Source organism: Marivita sp. NO-S04 (genome assembly GCF_059070475.1).
Window position 1 is genome coordinate 2,695,309 of record NZ_CM180980.1, and the last position, 22,456, is coordinate 2,717,764.

25 protein-coding genes are annotated in these 22,456 nt (G+C 59.2%); 6 read left to right on the forward strand and 19 right to left on the reverse strand.

The genetic code is table 11. The annotated features are described in order from the left end of the window. Window positions 1-2 precede the first annotated feature (2 nt). Window positions 3-416, forward strand: coding sequence for a PaaI family thioesterase (locus ACK3EW_RS13755; RefSeq protein WP_493806665.1), 414 nt, complete (start codon window positions 3-5; stop codon window positions 414-416). Window positions 417-427: 11 nt separating this feature from the next. Further along, window positions 428-1,372, forward strand: coding sequence for an agmatinase (gene speB, locus ACK3EW_RS13760; protein WP_493806666.1), 945 nt, complete (start codon window positions 428-430; stop codon window positions 1,370-1,372). Between the two features lie 28 nt (window positions 1,373-1,400). Here the strand turns inward: speB and folD are convergent, their stop codons facing one another. From folD to ruvC, 16 genes are all read right to left on the reverse strand, one after another. Next, window positions 1,401-2,300 (reverse strand): bifunctional methylenetetrahydrofolate dehydrogenase/methenyltetrahydrofolate cyclohydrolase FolD, encoded by a 900-nt coding sequence (gene folD / locus ACK3EW_RS13765; protein WP_493806667.1) that lies wholly within the window; start codon window positions 2,298-2,300, stop codon window positions 1,401-1,403. A 132-nt stretch (window positions 2,301-2,432) separates the two neighbouring features. Next, window positions 2,433-4,109, reverse strand: coding sequence for a formate--tetrahydrofolate ligase (locus ACK3EW_RS13770; RefSeq protein WP_493806668.1), 1,677 nt, complete (start codon window positions 4,107-4,109; stop codon window positions 2,433-2,435). Window positions 4,110-4,245: 136 nt separating this feature from the next. After that, complete coding sequence (locus ACK3EW_RS13775) at window positions 4,246-4,854, reverse strand: MOSC domain-containing protein (protein WP_493806669.1); 609 nt, start codon at window positions 4,852-4,854, stop codon at window positions 4,246-4,248. Between the two features lie 134 nt (window positions 4,855-4,988). Next, a complete protein-coding gene (gene ftsH / locus ACK3EW_RS13780; RefSeq protein WP_439119398.1) occupies window positions 4,989-6,908 on the reverse strand; it encodes an ATP-dependent zinc metalloprotease FtsH in 1,920 nt (639 codons plus the stop codon). 78 nt (window positions 6,909-6,986) lie between these two features. After that, complete coding sequence (gene tilS, locus ACK3EW_RS13785) at window positions 6,987-8,336, reverse strand: tRNA lysidine(34) synthetase TilS (RefSeq protein ID WP_493806670.1); 1,350 nt, start codon at window positions 8,334-8,336, stop codon at window positions 6,987-6,989. Next, window positions 8,333-9,154: a tetratricopeptide repeat protein gene (locus tag ACK3EW_RS13790; protein WP_493806671.1), complete on the reverse strand. Its 822-nt coding sequence runs from the start codon at window positions 9,152-9,154 to the stop codon at window positions 8,333-8,335. The genes tilS and ACK3EW_RS13790 overlap by 4 nt, the downstream gene beginning before the upstream one ends. An 11-nt stretch (window positions 9,155-9,165) precedes the next feature. After that, window positions 9,166-9,684, reverse strand: a complete 519-nt coding sequence (pal, locus tag ACK3EW_RS13795; protein WP_493806672.1) for a peptidoglycan-associated lipoprotein Pal — start codon at window positions 9,682-9,684, stop codon at window positions 9,166-9,168. A gap of 135 nt (window positions 9,685-9,819) precedes the next feature. Next, window positions 9,820-11,145 (reverse strand): Tol-Pal system beta propeller repeat protein TolB, encoded by a 1,326-nt coding sequence (gene tolB / locus ACK3EW_RS13800; RefSeq protein WP_493806673.1) that lies wholly within the window; start codon window positions 11,143-11,145, stop codon window positions 9,820-9,822. Then, window positions 11,142-12,281: a cell envelope biogenesis protein TolA gene (locus ACK3EW_RS13805; RefSeq protein WP_493806674.1), complete on the reverse strand. Its 1,140-nt coding sequence runs from the start codon at window positions 12,279-12,281 to the stop codon at window positions 11,142-11,144. Before ACK3EW_RS13805 ends, tolB begins: the two co-directional genes overlap by 4 nt. Before the next feature lie 8 nt (window positions 12,282-12,289). Beyond that, complete coding sequence (gene tolR / locus ACK3EW_RS13810; protein ID WP_085628909.1) at window positions 12,290-12,760, reverse strand: protein TolR; 471 nt, start codon at window positions 12,758-12,760, stop codon at window positions 12,290-12,292. A gap of 3 nt (window positions 12,761-12,763) precedes the next feature. Beyond that, entirely contained in the window at window positions 12,764-13,459 is a 696-nt protein-coding gene (tolQ, locus tag ACK3EW_RS13815) for a protein TolQ (RefSeq protein WP_085628908.1), read from the reverse strand. Between the two features lie 117 nt (window positions 13,460-13,576). Beyond that, window positions 13,577-13,966, reverse strand: a complete 390-nt coding sequence (gene ybgC / locus ACK3EW_RS13820) for a tol-pal system-associated acyl-CoA thioesterase (RefSeq protein ID WP_439119391.1) — start codon at window positions 13,964-13,966, stop codon at window positions 13,577-13,579. Then, window positions 13,966-14,604, reverse strand: coding sequence for a hypothetical protein (locus ACK3EW_RS13825; protein WP_439119403.1), 639 nt, complete (start codon window positions 14,602-14,604; stop codon window positions 13,966-13,968). The genes ybgC and ACK3EW_RS13825 overlap by 1 nt, the downstream gene beginning before the upstream one ends. 80 nt (window positions 14,605-14,684) lie before the next feature. Further along, window positions 14,685-15,713, reverse strand: a complete 1,029-nt coding sequence (gene ruvB / locus ACK3EW_RS13830; protein ID WP_493806675.1) for a Holliday junction branch migration DNA helicase RuvB — start codon at window positions 15,711-15,713, stop codon at window positions 14,685-14,687. Window positions 15,714-15,766: 53 nt separating this feature from the next. Next, window positions 15,767-16,435 carry a Holliday junction branch migration protein RuvA gene (gene ruvA, locus ACK3EW_RS13835; protein WP_493806676.1) on the reverse strand — a complete coding sequence of 223 codons (669 nt, stop codon included), beginning with the start codon at window positions 16,433-16,435 and terminating at the stop codon, window positions 15,767-15,769. Next, window positions 16,432-16,920, reverse strand: a complete 489-nt coding sequence (ruvC, locus tag ACK3EW_RS13840) for a crossover junction endodeoxyribonuclease RuvC (RefSeq protein ID WP_085628904.1) — start codon at window positions 16,918-16,920, stop codon at window positions 16,432-16,434. The genes ruvA and ruvC overlap by 4 nt, the downstream gene beginning before the upstream one ends. A gap of 314 nt (window positions 16,921-17,234) precedes the next feature. On the opposite strand from ruvC, the gene ACK3EW_RS13845 reads away from it, so the two are divergent. Then, a complete protein-coding gene (locus ACK3EW_RS13845; RefSeq protein ID WP_085628903.1) occupies window positions 17,235-17,426 on the forward strand; it encodes a DUF1127 domain-containing protein in 192 nt (63 codons plus the stop codon). An 86-nt stretch (window positions 17,427-17,512) separates the two neighbouring features. On the opposite strand, the gene ACK3EW_RS13850 is transcribed toward ACK3EW_RS13845, so the two are convergent. Together ACK3EW_RS13850 and ACK3EW_RS13855 are read right to left on the reverse strand one after the other, a co-directional pair. Further along, entirely contained in the window at window positions 17,513-17,860 is a 348-nt protein-coding gene (locus tag ACK3EW_RS13850; protein ID WP_439119389.1) for a hypothetical protein, read from the reverse strand. A gap of 133 nt (window positions 17,861-17,993) precedes the next feature. Next, window positions 17,994-18,869 (reverse strand): 50S ribosomal protein L11 methyltransferase, encoded by an 876-nt coding sequence (locus ACK3EW_RS13855; protein ID WP_493806677.1) that lies wholly within the window; start codon window positions 18,867-18,869, stop codon window positions 17,994-17,996. A 148-nt stretch (window positions 18,870-19,017) separates the two neighbouring features. Here ACK3EW_RS13855 and ACK3EW_RS13860 point away from each other — a divergent pair, with 148 nt between their 5' ends. Further along, a complete protein-coding gene (locus ACK3EW_RS13860) occupies window positions 19,018-19,395 on the forward strand; it encodes a hypothetical protein (RefSeq protein ID WP_493806678.1) in 378 nt (125 codons plus the stop codon). A gap of 3 nt (window positions 19,396-19,398) precedes the next feature. Here ACK3EW_RS13860 and ACK3EW_RS13865 read toward each other — a convergent pair whose 3' ends face one another. Continuing rightward, window positions 19,399-20,631, reverse strand: coding sequence for an MFS transporter (locus tag ACK3EW_RS13865; RefSeq protein ID WP_439119386.1), 1,233 nt, complete (start codon window positions 20,629-20,631; stop codon window positions 19,399-19,401). A gap of 236 nt (window positions 20,632-20,867) precedes the next feature. Between ACK3EW_RS13865 and ACK3EW_RS13870 the strand changes: the two genes are divergently transcribed. Together ACK3EW_RS13870 and ACK3EW_RS13875 are read left to right on the forward strand one after the other, a co-directional pair. After that, window positions 20,868-21,929: a YeeE/YedE family protein gene (locus tag ACK3EW_RS13870; RefSeq protein WP_493806679.1), complete on the forward strand. Its 1,062-nt coding sequence runs from the start codon at window positions 20,868-20,870 to the stop codon at window positions 21,927-21,929. A gap of 184 nt (window positions 21,930-22,113) precedes the next feature. Further along, entirely contained in the window at window positions 22,114-22,443 is a 330-nt protein-coding gene (locus tag ACK3EW_RS13875; RefSeq protein WP_493806680.1) for a 5-aminolevulinate synthase, read from the forward strand. Window positions 22,444-22,456: the final 13 nt, after the last annotated feature.

The window sequence follows — 22,456 nt, forward strand, 5'->3', positions numbered from 1 at the left end:
GCATGACTACGAACCCCCGCATTCAAGCCAGCTTTGACAGTCAATCCATGATGGCCACCTTGGGCGCCCAACTGATCGAAACCGGCCAAGGCACCGTGACAATCACTGCCCCGATTCTGCCAGGCTCTCGCCAGCAGCAGGGCTTTGGTCATGCCGGCCTGACCTTTTCCATCGGCGACAGCGCAGCAGGCTATGCCGCCCTGACCCTGATCCCCGACCATCAGGAAGTTGTCACTGCAGAGATTAAAATCAACTTGCTGGCCCCGGCCATTGGCGATCGTCTGATCGCCCGTGGCCGGGTGATCAAACCCGGACGCCGTTTGATCGTCGTGGCCTCTGATGTCTATGCCGAAACCGATGGCACCGAACGCCATATCGCCTGTCTCATCGGCACCATGATGCCTGTCGACCTTTGAAGGAACAGTAAATGCCGACATACAATCAGCCCTTAGGCGGCAACGACTCCCCCCGGTTTTCTGGCCCAAACACAATGATGCGCCTGCCCGCGCAACCCACGGCTGAAGGGCTCGACGCCTGTTTTGTCGGCATCCCGATGGATCACGGCACATCGAACCGCCCCGGCACCCGCTTAGGCCCACGCCAGATCCGCGAAGAAAGCCGCATGATCCGCCCGTATAACATGGCGACCGGCGCGGCACCGTTCGAATGTATGCAGGTGGCGGACATTGGCGATGTCGCGGTCAACACCTTCGATCTGAAAAAAACCATCGGCATCATCACCGACAAATACCGCGAGATTCTGAAACACGACACGATCCCCCTGACACTCGGCGGCGATCACACTCTGACATGGCCGATCCTGCGCGCGATCAAGGAAAAGCACGGGCCTGTCGCGTTGATCCATATCGACGCTCATGCCGATACAAGCGACGAGATGTTCGGCGAGAAAGAAGCCCACGGCACCCCCTTCCGCCGCGCATGGGAGGAAGGCTGCCTGCAAAACGACAAGGTCTGGCAGATCGGCCTGCGCGGATCAGGATATTCACCGGACGACTGGAACTGGGCGCGCGATCAGGGCTGGACGGTGATCCCTGCCGAACAATGCTGGTACAAATCGCTGGCCCCGCTCATGGCAGACATCCGCGAAAAGATCGGCGATGCGTCAGTCTATCTCAGCTATGACATCGACAGTCTCGATCCCGCCTTCGCCCCCGGCACTGGCACGGTCGAGATGGGCGGTCTCAGCACGTGGCAGGCGTTGGAAATCGTGCGGGGCTGCGCAGGGTTAAACCTTGTCGGCGGGGACTTGGTCGAAGTGTCGCCACCGTTCGACACCACGGGCAACACTGCCTTGATCGCATCGAACCTGCTGTTTGAAATGCTCTGCGCACTGCCCAAGGCCCAGAAATAGCAAAGCCGGGCAAGCGCCCGGCGTCTCCCTATGCTGTAAGGCCTTCGGGCTCTGCCACCCCAAGCGCCCTGCAGCATGCGGTCAGGGTATTGGCCAGCAGACAGGCGATCGTCATCGGCCCCACCCCGCCCGGCACCGGAGTGATCGCACCGGCGACCTTGGACACCTGCGCAAAATCAACATCACCCAATAGCTTGGTCGCGCCCGGTTTATCGGGATGCGGAATGCGGGTGATGCCCACGTCGATCACCGTCGCGCCGGGCTTGACCCAGTCGGCTTTGACCATCTCGGCCCGGCCCACCGCTGCAACAAGAATATCCGCACGACGGCAGACAGCCGCCAGATCCTTGGTGCGCGAATGTGCGATGGTCACGGTGCAGTTTTCCTGCAGCAGCAATTGCGCCATCGGCTTGCCGAACAGGTTTGACCGCCCGATTACAACTGCGTCCAGCCCCGACATGGCATCGATCTGGTCGCGAAGCAGCATAAGACACCCCAGCGGCGTACAGGACACCAGCCCCTTTTCGCCACTGGCCAGAAGACCGGCATTGACCACACTCAACCCGTCCACATCCTTGGCCGGATCAATCCGCGCGACAACAGCACGTTCATCCAGATGATCCGGCACCGGGAACTGGCACAGGATGCCATGCACATTGGGATCTGCGTTCAACTGGTCGATCAGGGCAAATAGATCAGCCTCGGACACGTCCGCAGGCAGCTTGTGCTCAAACGATGCCATGCCAACCTCGACCGTCTGTTTATGCTTGGCCGCGACATAGACCTCGCTTGCCGGGTCTTCACCCACGAGCACAACCGCCAATCCCGGCGTGATGCCGTGATCGGATTTCAACCGGGCCACGTGGTCTGCCACCTTCCCGCGCACTGTCGCGGCAAAAGCCTTTCCGTCGATAATCCGAGCGCTCATGGTCTGTCCTTCTTCTTTTTCCAAATATGCAAACGCGCCTGAACCCATCCGCGAACAGGCGGCCGTCAGATGCACCTTGCGGGATGGCGGGTGGGGCGATGGGCAAAGCCCGAGAGCCCACCCGCCATCAGCTTAAAACAGCCCTTCGATCTGGCCTGCATCGTTCAGGTGGATGTTCTCCGCTGATGGCACGCGCGGCAGGCCCGGCATGGTCATGATCTCACCGCAGACCACCACGACAAACCCGGCACCGGCCGACAGGCGCACTTCGCGCACCGGCACCGAATGGCCGGTCGGCGCACCGCGCCGGTTCGGGTCGGTTGTGAACGAATACTGTGTCTTCGCCATGCAGACGGGCAAATGGCCGTAGCCCTGATCTTCCCAAAGCTTGAGCTGGTCGCGGATCTTCTGATCCATCAGCGCTTCGTCCGCGCGGTAGATGCGCTTGGCGATGGTCTGGATCTTGTCGGCCAGGGACATCTCGTCCGGGTAGATCGGCGCAAAGTTCGCCTGCCCCGCATCCGCCACCTCGGCGACTTTACGCGCCAGATCGGCAGAGCCTGCGGACCCAAGCTCCCAATGGCGCGACAGCACCGCCTCTGCACCATGCTCTTTCACATAGGCCTTGATCGCCTCAACTTCGGCGTCGGTGTCAGTGACAAAGTGGTTGATCGCCACAACCACCGGCACGCCGAACGACTTGAGGTTCTCGATGTGACGGCCCAGGTTCGGGCAGCCCTTCTTGACCGCCTCCACATTCTCGGCCCCCAGATCAGCCTTGGCGACGCCGCCGTTCATCTTCATCGCGCGAACTGTGGCGACGCAAACCACCACCGACGGCGCAATGCCCGCCTTGCGGCACTTGATGTTCATGAACTTCTCGGCGCCCAGATCGGCCCCGAATCCGGCTTCAGTCACCACGTAATCCGCCAGCTTCAGCGCCGTTGTCGTCGCGATCACCGAGTTGCATCCATGTGCGATATTGGCAAACGGGCCGCCATGCACAAAGGCCGGGTTGTTTTCCAAGGTCTGCACGAGGTTCGGCTGCATCGCGTCCTTGAGCAGCACCGTCATCGCGCCTGCAGCTTTGATGTCACGGCAGAACACCGGGCTGCGATCGCGCCGGTAGGCCACGATCATGTCGCCCAGACGCTTTTCCAAATCCTTCAGATCATTTGCGAGACAGAGGATGGCCATAACTTCGGACGCCACGGTGATGTCAAATCCAGCCTCACGCGGGAAGCCGTTTGCCACACCGCCGAGCGAGCAAGTGATCTGTCGCAACGCCCGGTCGTTCATGTCGACGACACGACGCCAGACAACGCGGCGGGTGTCGATATCCTGCTCGTTGCCCCAGTAGATATGGTTGTCGAGCATCGCCGAAAGCAGACTGTGCGCACTGGTGATGGCGTGGAAATCGCCAGTGAAGTGCAGGTTCATGTCCTCCATCGGAACCACCTGCGCATAGCCGCCACCAGCAGCCCCGCCCTTCATGCCGAAGTTCGGCCCAAGCGAGGCTTCGCGAATGCAGATCATGGCTTTCTTGCCAATGTGGTTCAGACCATCCCCAAGACCGACCGTTGTTGTGGTCTTGCCTTCACCCGCAGGTGTCGGGTTGATCGCGGTGACAAGGATCAGCTTGCCATTTGGGCGATCCTGCACCGAGTTGATGAAGGACTGGCTGACCTTGGCCTTGTCGTGGCCATAGGGCAGCAGGTCGTCCGACCCAATCCCGATTTTCTCCCCGATCTCCATGATGGGGCGCTTTTGCGCCTCGCGGGCGATCTCGATATCCGATTTGTACGACATGAAAGGGCTCCCCTGTTCGGAACGTCATTTGCCCAACGCATACCTTTGTGCACCAGAGCCATGGCACGGTGAAACCGACACTTCCCGGCGAAACTGCGGCGGGATTGACACCGCGGCGTCGCCAATCGGAAACATCTCAGCGTTTCAGTGACGCGCGGGCCTTGTCCAGATGCGGCCAGACCGGTTGATCCGGCACGTGCAGGCGTAAATTTTGCCCCAAAACCAGCATTCCCGGTCGTTCGACCCACGCTGTCACACCTCGGCGATTCTGCGCCGCAGCCTTGAATGCCTTTCCCTTGCCGGGATGCAGCGCCTCGATCTCGCGGGCTGGAAGATGGCATGGGCGGTTTTCCATGTCGATGATCAGAGTGACCCCGTCCGGCCCCTGCAGGCGCGACGACGGTGGGACGAGGGTGAAATCCGGGATTCCCTTGATCACGAGCGACGCACCCAGCCAGACGGGATCGATCGCCTCTAATCCCATTTCCATTGCAATGGCGGTCAGGTCTTCCGCCGACAGAACCGACAATTGCCGCACATTCGCAATCTCGGTGCCTCGGGGATATTGAGTTGTGACACGGCTGCAGGACGGTCGCGTGCGCCCGGAATGCCGCTCGCCCTCCGGGCCGTCAAAGCCCAGCTCCAAACGGTCTGTCTGCGCGGACAGAATGCTCTCGCCTTGCACGGGCACACGGCCAATCCAACAGACCTCCGCGATGAATTCGGTAGGTTTCAATGCTGGCATGGGATCACCTCCGGTTCAGTTGGCAGCTAGAGACCCTGCTCTACCCAAAAGAACAACCCGAAAGGTGCACGTTCAGAAAACAAAACCCCGGCGCCACGCAGACGCCGGGGTTTCGAATGTCAAAGTTTTATCGATCAGACAGTGGGTTCCGGCTCCAGATCGCCATCATCCTTACGAGCTTTCGACTTTGGTTTGGTCTTGGGAATCGCCGTAATGCTCGGCGTTTCAGGTGCACCGCCCGACTCATCACCATCGCCCGAATGCGGCGACTCGCCCCGCATGACGCGTTTGATTTCCTCACCGGTCAGCGTTTCGTATTCCAACAAGCCCTGCGCCAGTCGATCCCACTCATCCTTACGCTCTGTAAGGATGGCAAAGGCGCGATCGTACGCATCCTGAATGAAGCGTTTGACCTCTTGCTCGATCATCTCTTTCGTATTTGCCGAAACCGAGAAGCCAGCCGTGTTGCCGCTATAGCCTTCGGCGGCTTCGCGGTAGTCGATATTTCCTACCTTGTCCGACATGCCCCACTGAAGCACCATCGCACGAGCCAAAGCCGACGCCTGCTGGATGTCACCCGCAGGTCCGTTCGACACGTTCTCGGGGCCGTATTTGATGATCTCAGCCGCCTTGCCTGCCATTGTCATGGCCAGCTTTTCCTCGCACTCGGATTTGTGCCAGTTCAGACGGTCGATTTCCGGCAACGACACCACCATACCCAATGCACCGCCACGCGGGATGATCGTGGCTTTGTAGACCGGATCACACTGAGGCAACGCCAAACCGACAACGGCATGGCCCGCTTCGTGATAGGCAGTTTTCTCTTTCTGGTCGGGCGTCAGCACCATAGAACGGCGCTCCGCCCCCATCATGACCTTATCCTTGGCGTTCTCGAAATCTTCCATCGTCACAAAACGACGTCCGACACGTGCCGCCATAAGGGCCGCTTCGTTCACGAGGTTGGCCAGATCGGCACCCGAGAAACCGGGTGTGCCGCGCGCGATGATACGCAGGTCCACATCCGGACCAAGCGGTGTCTTCCGCGCATGCACGCCAAGGATTTTCTCGCGGCCTTTGATGTCAGGGTTCGGCACCGTGACCTGGCGGTCAAAACGGCCCGGACGCAGAAGGGCGGGGTCAAGCACGTCACGACGGTTGGTCGCCGCAACGATGATCACACCTTCATTCGCCTCGAACCCATCCATTTCGACCAGAAGCTGGTTCAGGGTCTGTTCGCGTTCATCATTGCCACCGCCATAGCCAGCGCCTCGGGCACGGCCCACAGCATCGATTTCGTCGATGAACACGATGCAAGGCGCGTTTTTCTTGGCTTGTTCGAACATGTCACGGACGCGGCTTGCACCGACACCGACGAACATTTCCACAAAGTCCGAACCAGAGATGGTGAAGAACGGTACGCCCGCTTCGCCCGCGATTGCACGTGCAAGCAGCGTTTTACCGGTTCCGGGAGGTCCGACAAGCAGCGCGCCCTTGGGAATTTTACCACCAAGACGAGAAAATTTCTGTGGGTTGCGCAGGAACTCTACGATCTCACCAAGTTCTTCCTTGGCTTCGTCGATCCCTGCCACATCGTCAAAGGTCACACGACCATGTTTCTCGGTGAGCAACTTGGCTTTGGACTTGCCAAAGCCCATCGCGCCACCTTTGCCGCCACCTTGCATACGATTCATGAAGTAGATCCACACACCGATAAGCAGCAGGAAGGGAAGCAAACTCAGCAAGAAGGACTGGAAGCCGGATTGTTGCTGTTGCTCAGCCCGGATCGGGACGTTGTTGTCGATCAAAAGATCGGTCACTGTCGCGTCTTCCGGTTTGATCGTGATGTAGTCCGACCCATCAGTGCTGCGGAAGCGAAGCTGTTCGCCATCCAGCGTGACCGAGCTGACCGTATTATTCTCAACTGCCGAAACGAAGTCGGAATAGCTGATTTCGCGACTCTGCAATGTGTTTCCACCACCAGAGAAGATGTTGAAAAGAGCAAGGATCAGCAGGAATAGGACGACCCAAAAGGCGATATTGCGTGCGTTGCCCAAGGAAAATTCTCCTGAAATTGACAGGGGCGGGACGGCCCGCGTCTCTTGCCCCTTAACATAGACATGCGCAGCCCGGGTTCAATGCGAAAGACAAAATGCCTCAAAACCTGTGTCGGGCCGCCCAAGCACATGGCGACTGACACACATTTCAGGCCCAAGCCCAAGAACGGGACAGGCCAAGAGCGTTGACCCCAACCAGACCGAAGGCGCCGAAAGAGCCCCGCGAAACGGCACCGTCAAACCGGCTCTGTCTTCGATCTGACACCACCCATCTTCGCCTAAAGCACGAACCACCGCGGTCTTGGGCAGAGGTTCAACGGAACCTTCCAGATGCCACTGGTTGTCCCAAAAGCCTCCCAACGGGGCAACATCACCCGAAACAGCGGCAACCTCGCGCAGGATCCGGAGGTTTGTCTTCTCCACGAGCACTTCTGCACCATGTAGCGTTCCGCCGCCGCCAGACAGAATCTGCTGCAACAAAGCCTCGCTTGACGCAGCGCGGGGCCGATATTCAGAACCCGAGACATACCGCAACGCGGCAGTCAGCAACCGCAAGCGTGTCTCATCGTCAAGCGCGGCAAAGCCATCGCGATCAACAATCACCTGCCCCAGTGGTGCATCTGAGCACAGCAACCGCACCGCTTCGACCAAACGGGCCGTCAAACCGTCACGCGCACGGGACATGCGGCGCGCGGTATCCGACAGCACACCCGTCGCAAAGCCTTCTTGCTGCAAAAGTGCTAAGAACTTGCGAATGCGCACGCGCTCGAAATCGGTGTTCTCATTGCTTGGGTCATCCACGCAACGCCCTTTGAGCACAGTCAGGTAATGCCTGAGTTCTGCCCGTCCCAGATCGAGACAGGGGCGCAGCACCTGATACCCCGGCTGAACCTCATTGCGCGGTGGCGCATCGCCGCTCATATCCTGTGACGTCAGTTCCAGAACGTTGCGCGCGTGCGGTGCTATCTCTCGCGCCGCGCGCATCCCAGCCAATCCGTCAACGCCCGATCCGCGCGCCAAACGCATCAATACCGTTTCAGCCTGATCATCGCGGGTGTGAGCAAACAGAACGTGCCGCACGTTCCCGCGCCACCGGTCGATCAAAGCCAAGCGCGCACGCCGCGCGGCATCCTGCACATTGCCTGATCCATCCCAGTGCCAACGCAGTGTCGCGTGTGGCCAGCCCAAAGTGGCACATTCCTCTGCCACCATGGCGGCTTCTGCCGCACTTTCTGCCCGCAAACCGTGGTCAACAGTGACACCCCACAGCCGAACCCCGTATTCGCGGGTCCAATTGTGGGTGAGGTAAAGCATCGCCATGCTGTCGCCTCCGCCAGAAATGGCCAAGCCGAGATCGGTGGGAAAATCAGGGCCAAGCAGCTGGCCCATGGCATCGGCAAACCGCTGCGACAGCGGTGCATCAGTCACTGGCAATTGTACCGGGCTTTTGCCGCCTCCGCCTGAGCGATGGCATCACTGCTCCCGGGATATCGCCCGGACACCTCGTTCAAGGTCACACAGGCCTCGGCCAGATTGCCAAGCGCGCCCAAAGCAGCCCCGAGCCGCCACAAAGCTTCGGGCCCTGCCGTATCGTCTGGATACCCTGCATATGCGTCCAGATATCTGCGCGCCGCATCGCGGGTATTGCCCAACCCCTCAAGGGAGCGTCCTTCTGCGACCAGCGCCTGCGCTTCTAGCGGTCCGCCCGGATAGGTCTGGCGAAAGGCCGCAAACTGGTCAGCGGCGGATTGAAAGTCACCGCTGGCGAGCGCCTCCCCGGCTCGCCGAAAGTCTGTTTCTTCGCCAACAGCCAGTTGTGTTCCTCCGGTCTGCGGGTTTGCAATAGGGGCGGTCGGCGCGGACGGCGTGTCAGACGCCCCCCCCAGAGTAGGAACCTGCCCTAAGCTGCCGATGTCGCAACCAGTCTCTAATTCGCAGAGGCGAAATTCCAAATCGCCCAGCCGCCGTGCGCCATCCTCGGCAACGCGACCGACGCGAAACTCAAGCTCTTCAGTCTTGGCTGTCAGACGTTGTAGTTCGCTCTCGATTGCGTTTATGCGATCCAGAGCGCCGGAAGGCAGTGCCACCGAAGTGCCACCGGTGGTGCTCAGCTCGCGTTTGAGCTTTTGGATCTCGACGAACAGCACCGACATGTCCTGCCGGATATCCGCAAGTGTTTCCTGCGCTTGCCCGGCAAATGGAGCAAGCGCCAAAACACAACTCAGAAGAACCCCACCCAAACGCATCGCAGTCTCCGTCAGCCGGTCAATCCAGCGGAAATGATTGTCACAGCCCGCCGGTTCTTGGCATAGCACGACTCGTCCGAGCAGATTTCAATCGGACGTTCCTTGCCGTAGCTGACAAAGCGCAGACGGTTGGTCGGAATACCCTGCGCGACAAGATACTCCATGACCGAATTCGCCCGTCGCGCGCCCAAGGCAAGGTTGTAGGCGCGTGTGCCCTGCTCGTCGGCATGACCTTCGATCACGGCGTTATAATCGGAATTTGTCAGCAGCCACTGAACCTGTCCGTCCAGCGTTGCACGCGCTTCGGGGCTGAGCGTCGACTGGTCGACCGCAAAAAGAACCCGATCCCCAACTGTTTGTTGGAAATAGGCAGGCGACCTTGGATCGCTGGCACTGCCCGGAAGGATGCCGCCGGCGCTGCCCGTGGCAGCGTTCAGATCGACGGCGTCATTGTCAAAGCGGTTGGCATTGGTACAGGCCGATACAGCCAGAACGGCCATCAGCATCGTGAGTTTGGCGGTAAGTCGCATGGGAGATCCTGCTCTCTTATGTTTTGTCGGAAACTATCACAGCCGCATCGCTGCGCCTAGCCATCTGCCGTGTCTCAAAATTCTCATATGAAAATTCTGATGTCTGCTCAGTAAGGTCTGATGCCATCTTCCCGTTCACTGTAGCGGCCCCCAGCTTGGGTCTGACGCGCCTTCGGGAGTACGTACCCGCTTGAGATTTCGACCCGAGATATCGACCGTATAAAGCGAAGATGACCCCTGTGCGCCCTGTGTTTCTCGCGCAAACATGATCACGCGCCCATTCGGGGCCCAAGTCGGACCCTCATCCAGAAAAGACGCGGTCAGCAGCCGCTCTTCAGAGCCATCCGTGCGCATCACGCCGATATGAAAACGACCCGCGTTCTGCTTGGTAAAGGCAATCATGTCGCCACGTGGTGACCACACCGGTGTTGAATATCGGCCTTGGCCAAAGCTGATCCGACGCGCCTCGCCACCAGAGGCAGACATGACATACAATTGTTGGGTGCCCGACCGGTCACTTTCGAACACGATCTGACTGCCATCGGGGGAATAGCTCGGCGCGGTTTCAATCGACGGAGCGCTGGTCAACTGGCGCGAGCCACCACTGGCGATATCCATGGCCCAGATATCTGTATTCGATCCTTGCGTCAGCGAATAGACCACCGTCTGACCATTCGGCGCAAAACGCGGCGCAAAGCTCATGACGCCGTCTTGGCCTTGCAGAATGCGGCTTTGCACAGTTCCAACCTCAAGCACATGAACGCGCGGCATTCCGGTTTCGTAGCTGGTATAAAGCACCCTCTGACCGTCCTCCGAAAAGCGCGGCGCAAGAACAAGCGCGTTGCCACCCGTCAGGTATTGCACATTCGCGCCGTCGTAATCCATCACCGCCAAACGCTTGGCGCGCTGGTCCTTTGGACCGCTTTCCGACACGAAGACCACTCGACTGTCGAAATAACCCGACTCGCCGGTAATCCGGCTGTAGACTTGGTCCGCCACCTTATGCGCCATCCGGCGCCAGCCATCCGCGGTGCCCGCGAACTGCATGCCCTGCCCCAGCTCGGTGCCTGCAAACACGTCCCACACCCGGAACTTGACCACAACACGGCCCCCTTCCGAACTCACCGCCCCGGTGATCAGCGCCTGCGCATTGATCGCCTTCCAATCGGCAAACTGCACTGGGCTGCCAAAACTGGTGATCTGACTGATATGCGCCTCACGCGGGACTTCGCGGAAAAGACCTGTTCCTGTCAGGTCTTCGGCCACCACTCGCGCAATCTGCTGTGCAAGCTGCTGCCCCCCCGCGCTTTCTGCGACGAAATCGGGCACGGCATAAGGCAAAGGTTCAATCACCCCTTCGGTGATCTCGATGCGCAGTGGCCCGCTTTGCGCCAGAGCCACACCCGGCGCGCTGACCGCCGTTAGAAATACAGCCAACAGTGACGCGATGATCTGTTTCATCGGATCCTCATACTCTCGGGGTTGAACGTCATCTCGACGGCCTTCCACTGGTCAAATTTCTCTGGCGGCAGACTATACCCATCGCCCTGACACCGCAAAATCGCGCGGCGCGCCGCTTGGAACGCCGTGTCGACGGCCGTTCCGCTGCCGCCGTCCGACGACAGCAGTCTCAGACTTGAACTCACAACGCGCCCGGAACGATCCATTTCGAATCCAACCGTCACTGTCACGTCCGCAGCCTGCGATCCAACATCCACGACCCAGCAATCCTGCACCGCGATGCGAAAGCCGTCTGTTTCGCCCTGCGTCAGCGGAGGCCCGCTTGTCGTACCGGTGCTTGCTCCGGACAAAGCCTCCTCAAGCGCGCCAGCGATAGCCGATGCTGTTGCATCTGCAGCGGCGGTATCTTGCTGCGGTTCAGCCTCGGCAGGAGGCGTCGAAGCAGGTTCGGATGGAGCCTCGGCTGTCTGCGGCGGCGTTGGCGCAGGACGGCTGGGTCGGACCTGCGGGCGCACAGATGCGCTTGGCGCGCGCGCAGGCTCTTCGGCTTCGGTTACGATCTCGGTCGCTGCCGCCTCGGGCGCCGTTGCCTGTTGCTCCTCACTCTCGGTCACGTCCGGGGTTTCCGACTGCTCGACAGTCTCTTGAACGTCGGGGGCTACATCTGTTTCGGGTGCGGGTTCCGGCACGGCTTCAGGCGCGACACGCGGGGCCGGTCGCGGGATCGGACGCAGCGCCACTTCGGGCGCGTCGACCTCGGGCACTGGTTCAGGTGCGGGCGGCTGCGGCAAGGTTTCGACCACCTCAGGCTCTGGTGTTGGCGTCACGGGCTGCGGCACCGGGTCAGGTTCTGACACCTCGGGCTCCACCGGCTCTGGCGTCGGGACAGGCTGGACCTCTGCAGCGGGCGGTTCGGGGGGCTGCTCTTCGATGTCGGGTTGCGGCAACGCGGTTGGCTCAGAACCAAGCGTTGGTGCCGCTTGAGGCTGCATCATCGCGGCGAATTGCGCCTCGGAAATGACCGACACATCGGCCACCTGAACTTCTGGCGGATCACTGCGCAACATGCCGCCGACCAGTGCCCAGAGGATCAAAATCCCATGGGCACCTCCCGAGATATAATGGCCCGTATGCACTGCGCGCCTCAGCCATCCGACCCGTCAAGCGCGGGACCCCCGATATCCGTCACCAACCCGATCGAACTGAATCCACCGGCATTCAGCGCGCCCATGATCTGCGCCACGACCTCATAGGTCACGGTGCCATCAGCCCGCAGGAACACCCGGTCATCGGCGCGTTCTGCCGCAATCGCCCGCAACCGCGGAACAAGGTCTTCGCGCGGCACTTCGGTGTTCTGGATAGATACGATCCCGTCGGCAGAGATGGTCACCGTCAATGGCTCTTCTGTCTCGGACGGTAACGCTGAAGCTGCCGTTTTCGGCAACTCGACCGGCACACCGACCGTCAGCAAGGGCGCCGCCACCATGAAGATGATCAAAAGCACCATCATCACGTCGACAAAGGGCGTGACGTTAATCTCCGACATCGGCATGGCGCGGCCTTTGCGCCGCCTGCGCCCGCCGCCTCCGCCTGATTTGACGACGCCACCCCCCATCGCTCAGCTGTCCAACTGGCGGCTGAGTATGGTAGAAAATTCATCGGCAAAGGATTCGTAGCCCGCAAGGATACGGTCGCTGTCAGCTGAAAGCTTGTTATAAAAAACCACTGCCGGGATCGCGGCCAACAGGCCCAGGCCCGTCGCCAGAAGCGCCTCTGCAATACCCGGCGCCACAACAACCAGCGATGTGTTCTGCTGCTGCGCAATCTCAACGAAGGCGTGCATGATGCCCCAAACCGTGCCGAACAGACCAACGAAGGGCGCGACCGATCCAACGGTCGCGAGAACAGCGAGGTTCTTCTGCAAATCCTCGGCCTCTTTCTGGATCGCCACATCCATCGACCGGTCGATCCGCGCATGCGCACCTGCGATCAACCCACCATCATCCCGGTGTGACCGTCGCCATTCCGTCATGCCCGCCGCAAAGACCTTTTTCGCGCGCCCATCCGGTTCCGGACCAATCTGGTCGAACAATTCATCGAGCGGCTCGCCTGACCAGAAGGCCCGGTCAAACTCTGCCGCCTCGGCCCGCGCTTTGCGATACGAGATGATTTTTTCAAAGATGATTGCCCACGCCCAGAAGGACGCGATCATCAACATCACCATCACGAGTTTGACCGTCAATGTCGCGCGCGCAAAAAGGCCCCACATGGAGAAATCAATCTCCTGCGCCAGCGCAAGTGTTTCTGCTTCCATCTGCCTGCTCTTTAGCCGGTTGGCCCCTATTGGTCGGGCTCTGATTACCAGCATCATTACCGCAATTGCAGGGGAAACGCCAACACATTGGCGTCATAACGTACGGTTTCCGGCTGGCTAGTGAATACGACGGCGGATATTCGCCGGAAGCCGCGCCGGCGCACCGCCCTCGCCGACGCAGACAACCGTCACCTCGGCCTGAAATAGCAAATCGTCGCCGCGAATGACCTCTTGGGACATGATTAAGCGCACCCCCGTGACCGCCTTGACCACTGTTCGAACAAGCAGCTCATCGTCGAATTTCGCAGGCTTCAGGTAATCCGCTTCAACCCGCCGAACCACAAAAACCACGCCGTCTTTTTCCCGCATCGCGTTCTGATCAACGCCCAAGGACCGCACCCAATCTGACCGCGCCCGTTCGATATACCGCAGATAATTGGCGTAATAGACGATCCCGCCCATATCAGTGTCTTCGTAATACACACGGATTGGCAATTCATGGACCATCAGTTCGCACCTCCGTGTGCCACCTGCATCCGCGCTGACAGACGCAGCGCATGGGCCGGATCATCTGCCATGGCAGGCATCACCGGATCATAAGCCGCCCGGATCAGCGCGCCGATCTCGGGCCGCAACACCACTCGACCGTCTTCCAACTGTCCCAAAGGAGAACGATCAGTAAAGGCCGTATCCGACCAGAGCACCACAGACTGAACCACCTGGCTCAACGCCAGTGTCTCGGCGGGTTGCGACGACATCACGTCATCCATGCGCAGAAACACGAAACAGGCCTTGATCGCGCCAGCCGCGTCAAAGCGGAACACCCGATACTGGTTTGCTTCCGCCGCCGAAAGCTTGGCCACCAATGGCGCCAAACCGTCGATCAGCCGGTCCAGATCCGGCACATCCAGCAACTCGTTCCAGTCGCGGAAGAAGAACATCATCACGTTGGTGCCCAGTTCGGGATCGGTCTCGGCCATGTGGTGCCCAGCCATCGCGCAAACCGCCTCCAGAGCGCCCTTCACAACGGCCAAGGTCGCATCCTCGACCCCGAAGACGATCGGCGCAATCGGCCGCCCCCAACGGGCGAACAGGTAACTTCCATCAGAGCGCGTGAAAAACCGCTCCACCTCGGCTGCGTCCATCATGAGGCACCGACCCCCTGCTTCTTCTTTTTCCAAATATGCAAGTCCGACCTCTGGCACAGGGTGCTGCGCCGGGCAAGTCAGGCCTGACCGAATAGGTCGCTTTGCCCCGGCACCTTGGGAGCCGCCATGCCCAAATGCGTCCACGCCTTCTGCGCCAGCATCCGCCCGCGCGGCGTTCGTTGAATCAAGCCCTGTTGAAGCAGGTAAGGCTCGATCACCTCTTCCAATGCATCGCGACTTTCCGACAGCGCTGCAGACAGGGTCTCTATCCCCACCGGACCGCCTGCATAGTTTTCTGCGATCAGCTGCAGATATCGCCGGTCCGCGCCGTCGAGGCCCAGCCGGTCCACCCCAAGACGCGTCAGCGCACCATCAGCCAATTCCTTGGTCACCACGCCATCGCCCTCGACCACCGCGAAATCCACCACCCGGCGCAACAGACGCCCGGCGATCCGCGGCGTGCCGCGTGACCGGCGTGCGATCTCACGCGCGCCTTCAGCGGCCGCCTCAACGCCCAGTTTCACCGCGTTGCGCGCAACAATCAGGTTCAGCTCATCCTCGGTGTAGAAATTAAGCCGCGTCGGAATCCCGAAACGGTCGCGAAGGGGCGTCGTCAATAGCCCCAATCGTGTCGTCGCACCGACCAAGGTGAACGGCTGCAATTCGATCCGCACGGTGCGGGCAGCGGGCCCCTCACCGATTACGAGGTCCAGTTCGTAATCTTCAAGCGCCGGGTACAGCACCTCTTCCACCGCCGGGTTCAAGCGGTGGATTTCGTCAATGAACAGCACATCCCGCGCTTCGAGATTGGTCAGAATTGCCGCCAAATCGCCAGCCTTGGCCAGAACCGGCCCCGAAGTCATGCGAAACCCGACACCAAGTTCGCGCGCTATGATCTGCGCCAGCGTCGTCTTACCCAATCCTGGCGGGCCGTGAAAAAGGGTGTGGTCCATCGCCTCACCGCGTTGCCGGGCCGATTGGATGAACACACGCAGGTTGGCGCGCGCCTCGGCCTGCCCCACGAAATCGTCCAGCATCTGCGGCCGCAAGGCGCGGTCACGATCCTCGGGCAAGGGCTCGGGCCGCATGATCGGATCAGTGGACATGGCCGCTCCTCACCCAGTGTCGGGCATTGATCGCAATAAGCATGCCCATCGACCTATCCTTTCGGTGCCAACAGCTTCAACGCGGCGCGGATCAAAGCAGGCGTCTCGGCTCCAGGCGCTTCTCCGGCCGCCTGCGCCACGGCACTTGCTGCCTCGCCGGGCGCGTAGCCCAGATTGCCCAACGCCGACAGCGCCTCGGCTTGTGCCGACGCGGTGGGAACCGCGATAGGCGCCGACGGCGCAGTCGCTATGGGTTCAATAACAGCATCGTCATCGGACGCCACAGCCGCAACCGACGCGGACCCAGCCATCGCCATCACCGAATGCGCCTTGTCTTTCAATTCGTTGACCACGCGTTGCGCTGTTTTTGGGCCAATCCCCTTGGCCGCCTTGACTGAATTCCAATCGCCCAGCGCAATCGCGCGGCTCACGCCGTCCGGCCCCAAGGCCCCGAGGATCGCCAGCGACGCCTTGGCACCGACGCCCTGCACGGACATCAGCAACCTGTGCCATTCCTTTTCCACCAGTGTCGGGAAGCCGAAAAGCTGGAGGATATCCTCGCGCACAAGCAAATCCGTGTAGAGCGCAGCCGCCTCTCCCGTTCGCCCGATCTGCGACAGAACCCGATCCGAGCAATAGACGACATACCCCACACCGCGCACGTCGATCAGCACGTGGTCGTCGGCCTTGTATTCGATCCGTCCTGCAATCCGCCCGATCATGCGCGCATCCTCATTCCCGGCCCTGTCATGTGATGCGCATGGCAAATCGCAATGGCCAGCGCGTCCGCCGCGTCCGAGCCGTGAATCTCGGCACCGGGCAGTTGCATCTTGACCATGTGTTCAACCTGCCGCTTGTCCGCATGACCAACACCCACAACCGTTTTCTTGACCGAGTTCGGAGAATACTCCCCGATCTCAAGCCCGAACTGCGCCGGGACCAGCAAGGCCACGCCCCGCGCTTGTCCAAGCTTGAGCGTACCGACCGCGTCCTTGTTCACAAATGTCTTTTCGATGGCAACCGTCTCGGGCTGATACCGATGGAACACGTCCGTCAACGCCGTGTGCAAGGCCAAAAGGCGCATCGCCAATTCTCCTGTCCCAGACAGGCAAACACCGTTCGCGACATGGCGCAAACGACTTCCTTCGGCCTCTATCACGCCCCAACCAAGGAAACGCAGACCCGGATCGATCCCCAAAACACGCATGCTGCTCGCGCCTTTGTTGCTTTTGTATCACGGCTAGCACGAAACGCGAACAAACGCCAAGCGTTCAAAACAAATGCCATCACGCAAACGAGATGTCGAAAACGAATGATAGGTGGTCGACTCTGACTCCGGAAATCCAGAAACGACTTCAAAAGTGTCGTATTTTTCTCATTTCGCAGGCGCAGAAATTTCATGCCATGAGCCATGCACAAACCGCATAAAAACTATGCGCAAACGACAATTGAAGGCGCGTATTTCCGCAACTACATGCCCGTCAGACGAAATTCTCCCCCATTTACCCAAGGAACATGGCCATGGCCGCTTTTGACACATCCCGCCCGACCTATGCTGCAAGCTCCAAAGGCTTCGGCGCATTCGCAACATCCCTGATCGCAGTGTTCAGCGCGTGGAACGATTCCCGCCAGACACGCAACGCGCTCAGCCAGCTCAGCGATCACGAACTGGAAGACATCGGTCTCACACGCGGCGACATCAACTCGTTCTGAACCGATCCACCGACCAAAAAAAAAGCCGTGTCAGTATCCCTGACACGGCTTTTTTCATGAGCAATAGAGAGAGAAGGTCGGAGAGATCAGCCGATAATGTAAGCCAGCATCCGCGACAGGGGTGCCGTGATCGGGTCGATCTGCATGAATACGGCCCCCATCTGTTCGATGAACCCGCCTTCGCGAAGAAGATCGACTTGCTGGCGATATCCGTCCTCGCCCAGCACAGTTACGATCGCCGCTTTCAGAAAAAACAAAATACCGAAGGGCAACAACAAAGCCGAGAAAGACATCAGCTCGCGAGCCTGCCGCATGGGCTTGTGCACAATCACACCGGTCTTTTCGAGTTTTGTGACATAGCCACGCGACAATTGGCGGTGGCGCTTGAGTACCTTGCGGTACCGTTCGTCAAACATGTCCTGCTGTTTGGTCATGTGAAGCAGCCTTTGTTCCGGCCCCTACCGGATTTGACCGAGATAGGTGCAGAATGTGGCAAGAATGGGGCAAACGTGGCAAATTCGCTTGAATTGCGGCGAAAACCCGCAAAAAAAGGTAAATGAGGCGCGTTTAAGGCCGTGCTTTTTGCAGCGTTAGCGTTGTCCAGTCACCAATCTCTTCGCGATGCCAGGTATTGATGCCATTTCGTGCATATACCTCTGCCACTTCATCGCCTTGTTCGTTCAGGATGCCCGACAGGATAACGAATCCCTCTGATGTCAGATGGCTGGCCATGTGCGGTGCAAGGTCGATCAAAGGCTGTTTGAGGATATTGGCGAAGACCAGATCGAACGGCGCAGCTTCATGCAGCTGCGGATGCTCGAAACCCATTGCCTCAAGACAAACGACATGCCCGGTCAGCGCATTCGCCGCTACATTCGCCTCAGCCACGTCCACCGCGACCTGATCCATGTCACTTGCATAGACAGTTTCGGGCCATGTCCGTGCCGCAGCCATCGCAAGTACCGCAGTGCCGCAACCGATATCCGCAACATTGTGACAGGTGACACCCGCATCGATTAACCGATCCAAAGCGCGCAAACAGCCCTGCGTGGTGCCGTGATGCCCGGTACCAAAGGCCATCGCCGCTTCGATCAGCAAAGGCTCCACCCCCTCGGGTACGGTGTCTGCATCGTGGCTGCCATAGACATAGAACCGTCCGGCATGCACCGGCACCAGCTCGCGCCGCACCTTGGCGACCCAATCGGTTTCAGGAAGTTCCGACACCACGAACGGCTTGGCCCCATGCGCCGCCGCCAGCAGGGCAAGCGCCACCTCGTCCGGTGCATCCATGAAGTATCCGCCGACTTCCCACATTCCGCTTCCGTCTTCGATCTCGAACACACCAACGCCGTAGGGCTCTGTGCTCATCTCTTCCAACGCTTCGCCCAGCGCCTCGGCCGAGTCCTTGTCAGGCAGGGTGGTGAATGCAGTGAACGTGGTCATGGCCATCCCCAATTGCTTTGGCGCGGGGCTTACTCGCCTTTGCCGATCCTGACCAGCCCGAAAGGCTGCCACCACAAAAAAGTGGACCCATCAGATGTAGTCACTTAATCTCCACAACCATTCTAGGTTCTATTATTCGAGATATATCATGAAAAAATTTCTTAAAATCATCGGCGTGGTCGCCGCAATTGCTGTGCTCGGCTATGCCGCCATAATGTATTTCAGTTCGGGTGCTCGCACGGTCGCGCGCGATTTCCTGATGCTCAGCAGCACCGGAAACCATGAACAAGCCAGAGCGTTCCTTCACCAATCCCTACAGACCGAAGAAAATTCTCAGAAAATCGTCGCGATTTTTGACGGTGTTAAGCCTTATACCGAAATCTCGTTTTCAGGCGTGAGCATGTCAGGTGGATCAACAACACTTGAAGGCACCGCGTTGACCGACAGTGGGTGTGCATCAAAAGTTAAAATGGAGATGATCGAAGAACAGATCACCTTCTTCAATATTTCACCGTTGTGTCGATGAAGATCACTCGGCCGGCGCAGTGACGAGCGCCGAGAACACGGTTTCGTTTCCCGGTTCCGGATGGCGCGGAATCATCAGCGCCAGCACCAACGACACACACGCCATGCCCGCCGCCAACGCAAACACCGCGCCGGGTGAGATCAGCCACAAGTACCCCAGAAGTGCAGGCAAAAAGACCGCCGCGATGTGGTTGATGGTGAACGCCACGGCTGCAGTCGGGGCGATGTCCCCCGGATCGGCGATCTTCTGGAAATAGGTCTTCAACGCCAAGGCCAGCGCGAAGAAGATGTTGTTCACGATATACAGCACCGTGGCCAGCATGACGCCCCAGCCAAACCAGTAGATTCCGCCATAAAGCACAAATACGATAACCAGCCCCGCATATTCCACAACCATCGCATTGCGTTCGCCAAACCGGTGCACAACCTGACCCAGCATAGGTGCGAGCACCATGTTTGCCACAAGCGTCACCAGCATCAACTTGGTGATCTGGTCCACGTCCAGCCCGAATCGTTCCACCATCATGAAGGCCGCGAAGACGACAAAGATCTGCCGACGCGCGCCCGACATGAATTGCAGCGCGTAATAAAGCCAGTAGCGTTTGCGTAGAATGAACTTCTTGACCTGCGGATTAGGCGCCTCGAAATGCGGCATCATCAGCACGCAATAGGCCACGATGATCAGCGTCAACGCCCCGGATACCATGTAGACGAAATTGTAGCTCAGGTCATAGGCGCGCCATGTAACCACGATCACACCGTAAGCCACCAGCGTTGCCGCCGATGCCGCCGACACCAAGAGCCCAAGCATTTGCGGCGCGCGGTCTTTGGGCAGCCATTGAAGCTGCAACGACTGGTTCACCGTTTCATAATAATGAAACCCGATCGAACTGATCAGCGTGACGAACAGCAGCCCTCCCATTGAAGGGAAATAAGCGGTCATCGCTGTCGCGACGCCTAACATGGCAAGCGAGATCATCGCGAGCGTTTGTTCCCGGATGAATATGATCACCGCGATCACGCCAACAGCAAGAAACCCCGGGATCTCGCGTACAGTATGTAGCCAGCCAATATCCGCACCGTCGAACTGCGCCACCTCGATGACAAAGTTATTCAGCAGCGCCGACCATGTCGCAAAGGACAGGGGCATGGCGATCGCCATCAGGAACAGCAGCGTGATGGGCCTTCGATGAATTGGCAGGTCACGCGCGTCTGCAAGGGGAACAATGCGCTTCATGCCGTTCCTTTACGCCCGCTTTACCCGCTTGGCGAGGGCCATGCTGCCCCAGAACATCCTCTGTGCAGAAATTCACATCATAGCCATGCCCCTTATTATTCCATGAAATAGCATCCATGAGAAAGGATTGCGTCCAAACCCTGAGATTTCGTTAAAGTCGCCCCGCCATCTGATCCAAATCAAAGCCCACACATTCATTGCTGCGCATACATGGCCAACTCAGGACGGAGACCGCCATGGACCTTGTCACCCTTGTGGACCAAATCGGCGAAGCACCCACTGCCGCGTTGTTTGGCCTGATCACCGGCATCACCTTTGGTGTGGCCGCCCAGCGCTCGCGCTTTTGTCTGCGAGCGGCAACGGTCGAATTCGCCCGAGGCATGATGCAGGACAAGGTCGCGGTCTGGCTTCTGACCTTCTCAACAGCCGTGGTCTGGGTTCAGGCGGCACAGATGTTTGGCCTGATCGACACCACCGAGGCCCGCATGATGGCCGTTCCCGGAAGCTGGTCAGGCGCGATCATCGGCGGGCTGATGTTCGGCGCGGGTATGGTTCTCGCGCGTGGATGCTCAGGACGGCTCTTGGTGCTTGCCGCAACGGGTAACCTGCGTTCCGTAGTCTCGGGCCTGATTTTTGCTGTCGTCGCTCAGATGAGCCTGACGGGCTGGCTCGCTCCGGTCCGAGATCAATTGGCAGCCATGTGGATCACCTCTGGCGGACGGAACATGGACCTGCTGACAACGCTGCATCTGCCTGACGGATCCGGGCTTGCTTTCGGCCTCGCTACGGCCCTTCTTGCGCTGGAACTGTCACGGCGCAACCAGATCGGATGGCAGCGCCTGGTCTTTGCATCAGGCGTCGGCTTCGCCGTTGCGATGGGGTGGGTCTTCACCTACGCGCTCAGTCTTGTGGCTTTTGAGCCTGTGCAGATCGAAAGCGCGACCTTCACCGGTCCCTCGGCCAACACGTTGATGTTCTTCCTCGACCGTTCTTCGGTTCTAGAATTCGACATCGGACTGGTGCCGGGCGTGGTCATCGGGTCGTTCCTCGCCGCCCTCTTTTCCGGTGAATTGAAGTTCCAGGGCTTCGAAGGCCCCACCCCCATGCGCAACGCCATGGTCGGTGCAGCGCTCATGGGGTTTGGCGGGATGCTCGCTGGTGGGTGTGCTATTGGTGCAGGTGTCACCGGCGGGTCGATCTTTGCCGGTACGGCTTGGCTCGCGCTCTTCTGCATGTGGATCGGCGGGATGAGTATGGACTTGGTGATGGGTGGACGAGGCCAGCCTGCCGCGATTTGAACCACGCCGTTCTTTGCGAAATTGCACCGTTCAAATCAAAGATCACGTCAGTACTGCAAAATCACACGCATTTTTCGAAATTTTAGCCCGAGGTACGGATTTCCTGTCTTTGCAGAGGTCCGAACCATGCTAACCTGCGGCATAAACTATTTTTTCGACCAACCCTTTTTCAAATGGTAAACCCATGCTTGTTCTCGATTTATTTTCGAACAAGGCCTTTTTGGCCATCGCAGCCGGAGTCGGCTACGCCATCGCAACCATTCTCATGAAGATCGCCTCCGAAGACACCACCACGGTTGTCATTGGTGCGATTGCCCTGATGCTCGCCGCCGTGGTGACGGCCGAGATCCTGCTCTTGCGGCAGGTCGATCTGGGCATCGCCTATATCGCCATCATGGCAACCGAGACCCTTCTCGTCTTATGCGCCACCTTTTTCGTGGGACAACCCCTTACTTTCCGCGAACTTGCCGGTGGTGCGTTGGTATTGGTGGGTGTGATGATCGTCAGCTTCTGACGCGTTGCAGTTT

Excerpts from the sequence above, each read along its gene's own strand:
- ybgC (WP_439119391.1), bottom strand. The coding sequence starts at position 13,966 with ATGGTCCATGAATTGCCAATCCGTGTGTATTACGAAGACACTGATATG.
- folD (WP_493806667.1), bottom strand. The coding sequence starts at position 2,300 with ATGAGCGCTCGGATTATCGACGGAAAGGCTTTTGCCGCGACAGTGCGC.
- ACK3EW_RS13860 (WP_493806678.1), top strand. The coding sequence starts at position 19,018 with ATGAAAAAATTTCTTAAAATCATCGGCGTGGTCGCCGCAATTGCTGTG.
- ACK3EW_RS13770 (WP_493806668.1), bottom strand. The coding sequence starts at position 4,109 with ATGTCGTACAAATCGGATATCGAGATCGCCCGCGAGGCGCAAAAGCGC.
- ACK3EW_RS13755 (WP_493806665.1), top strand. The coding sequence starts at position 3 with ATGACTACGAACCCCCGCATTCAAGCCAGCTTTGACAGTCAATCCATG.
- ACK3EW_RS13825 (WP_439119403.1), bottom strand. The coding sequence starts at position 14,604 with ATGGACGCAGCCGAGGTGGAGCGGTTTTTCACGCGCTCTGATGGAAGT.
- ACK3EW_RS13865 (WP_439119386.1), bottom strand. The coding sequence starts at position 20,631 with ATGAAGCGCATTGTTCCCCTTGCAGACGCGCGTGACCTGCCAATTCAT.
- ACK3EW_RS13850 (WP_439119389.1), bottom strand. The coding sequence starts at position 17,860 with ATGACCAAACAGCAGGACATGTTTGACGAACGGTACCGCAAGGTACTC.
- ruvC (WP_085628904.1), bottom strand. The coding sequence starts at position 16,920 with ATGCGTGTTTTGGGGATCGATCCGGGTCTGCGTTTCCTTGGTTGGGGC.
- ACK3EW_RS13870 (WP_493806679.1), top strand. The coding sequence starts at position 20,868 with ATGGACCTTGTCACCCTTGTGGACCAAATCGGCGAAGCACCCACTGCC.
- tolR (WP_085628909.1), bottom strand. The coding sequence starts at position 12,760 with ATGGGGGGTGGCGTCGTCAAATCAGGCGGAGGCGGCGGGCGCAGGCGG.
- ACK3EW_RS13855 (WP_493806677.1), bottom strand. The coding sequence starts at position 18,869 with ATGACCACGTTCACTGCATTCACCACCCTGCCTGACAAGGACTCGGCC.
- ruvA (WP_493806676.1), bottom strand. The coding sequence starts at position 16,435 with ATGATCGGGCGGATTGCAGGACGGATCGAATACAAGGCCGACGACCAC.
- ACK3EW_RS13845 (WP_085628903.1), top strand. The coding sequence starts at position 17,235 with ATGGCCGCTTTTGACACATCCCGCCCGACCTATGCTGCAAGCTCCAAA.
- ACK3EW_RS13875 (WP_493806680.1), top strand. The coding sequence starts at position 22,114 with ATGCTTGTTCTCGATTTATTTTCGAACAAGGCCTTTTTGGCCATCGCA.
- tolB (WP_493806673.1), bottom strand. The coding sequence starts at position 11,145 with ATGAAACAGATCATCGCGTCACTGTTGGCTGTATTTCTAACGGCGGTC.
- ACK3EW_RS13775 (WP_493806669.1), bottom strand. The coding sequence starts at position 4,854 with ATGCCAGCATTGAAACCTACCGAATTCATCGCGGAGGTCTGTTGGATT.
- speB (WP_493806666.1), top strand. The coding sequence starts at position 428 with ATGCCGACATACAATCAGCCCTTAGGCGGCAACGACTCCCCCCGGTTT.
- ruvB (WP_493806675.1), bottom strand. The coding sequence starts at position 15,713 with ATGTCCACTGATCCGATCATGCGGCCCGAGCCCTTGCCCGAGGATCGT.
- pal (WP_493806672.1), bottom strand. The coding sequence starts at position 9,684 with ATGCGACTTACCGCCAAACTCACGATGCTGATGGCCGTTCTGGCTGTA.
- tolQ (WP_085628908.1), bottom strand. The coding sequence starts at position 13,459 with ATGGAAGCAGAAACACTTGCGCTGGCGCAGGAGATTGATTTCTCCATG.
- ACK3EW_RS13790 (WP_493806671.1), bottom strand. The coding sequence starts at position 9,154 with ATGCGTTTGGGTGGGGTTCTTCTGAGTTGTGTTTTGGCGCTTGCTCCA.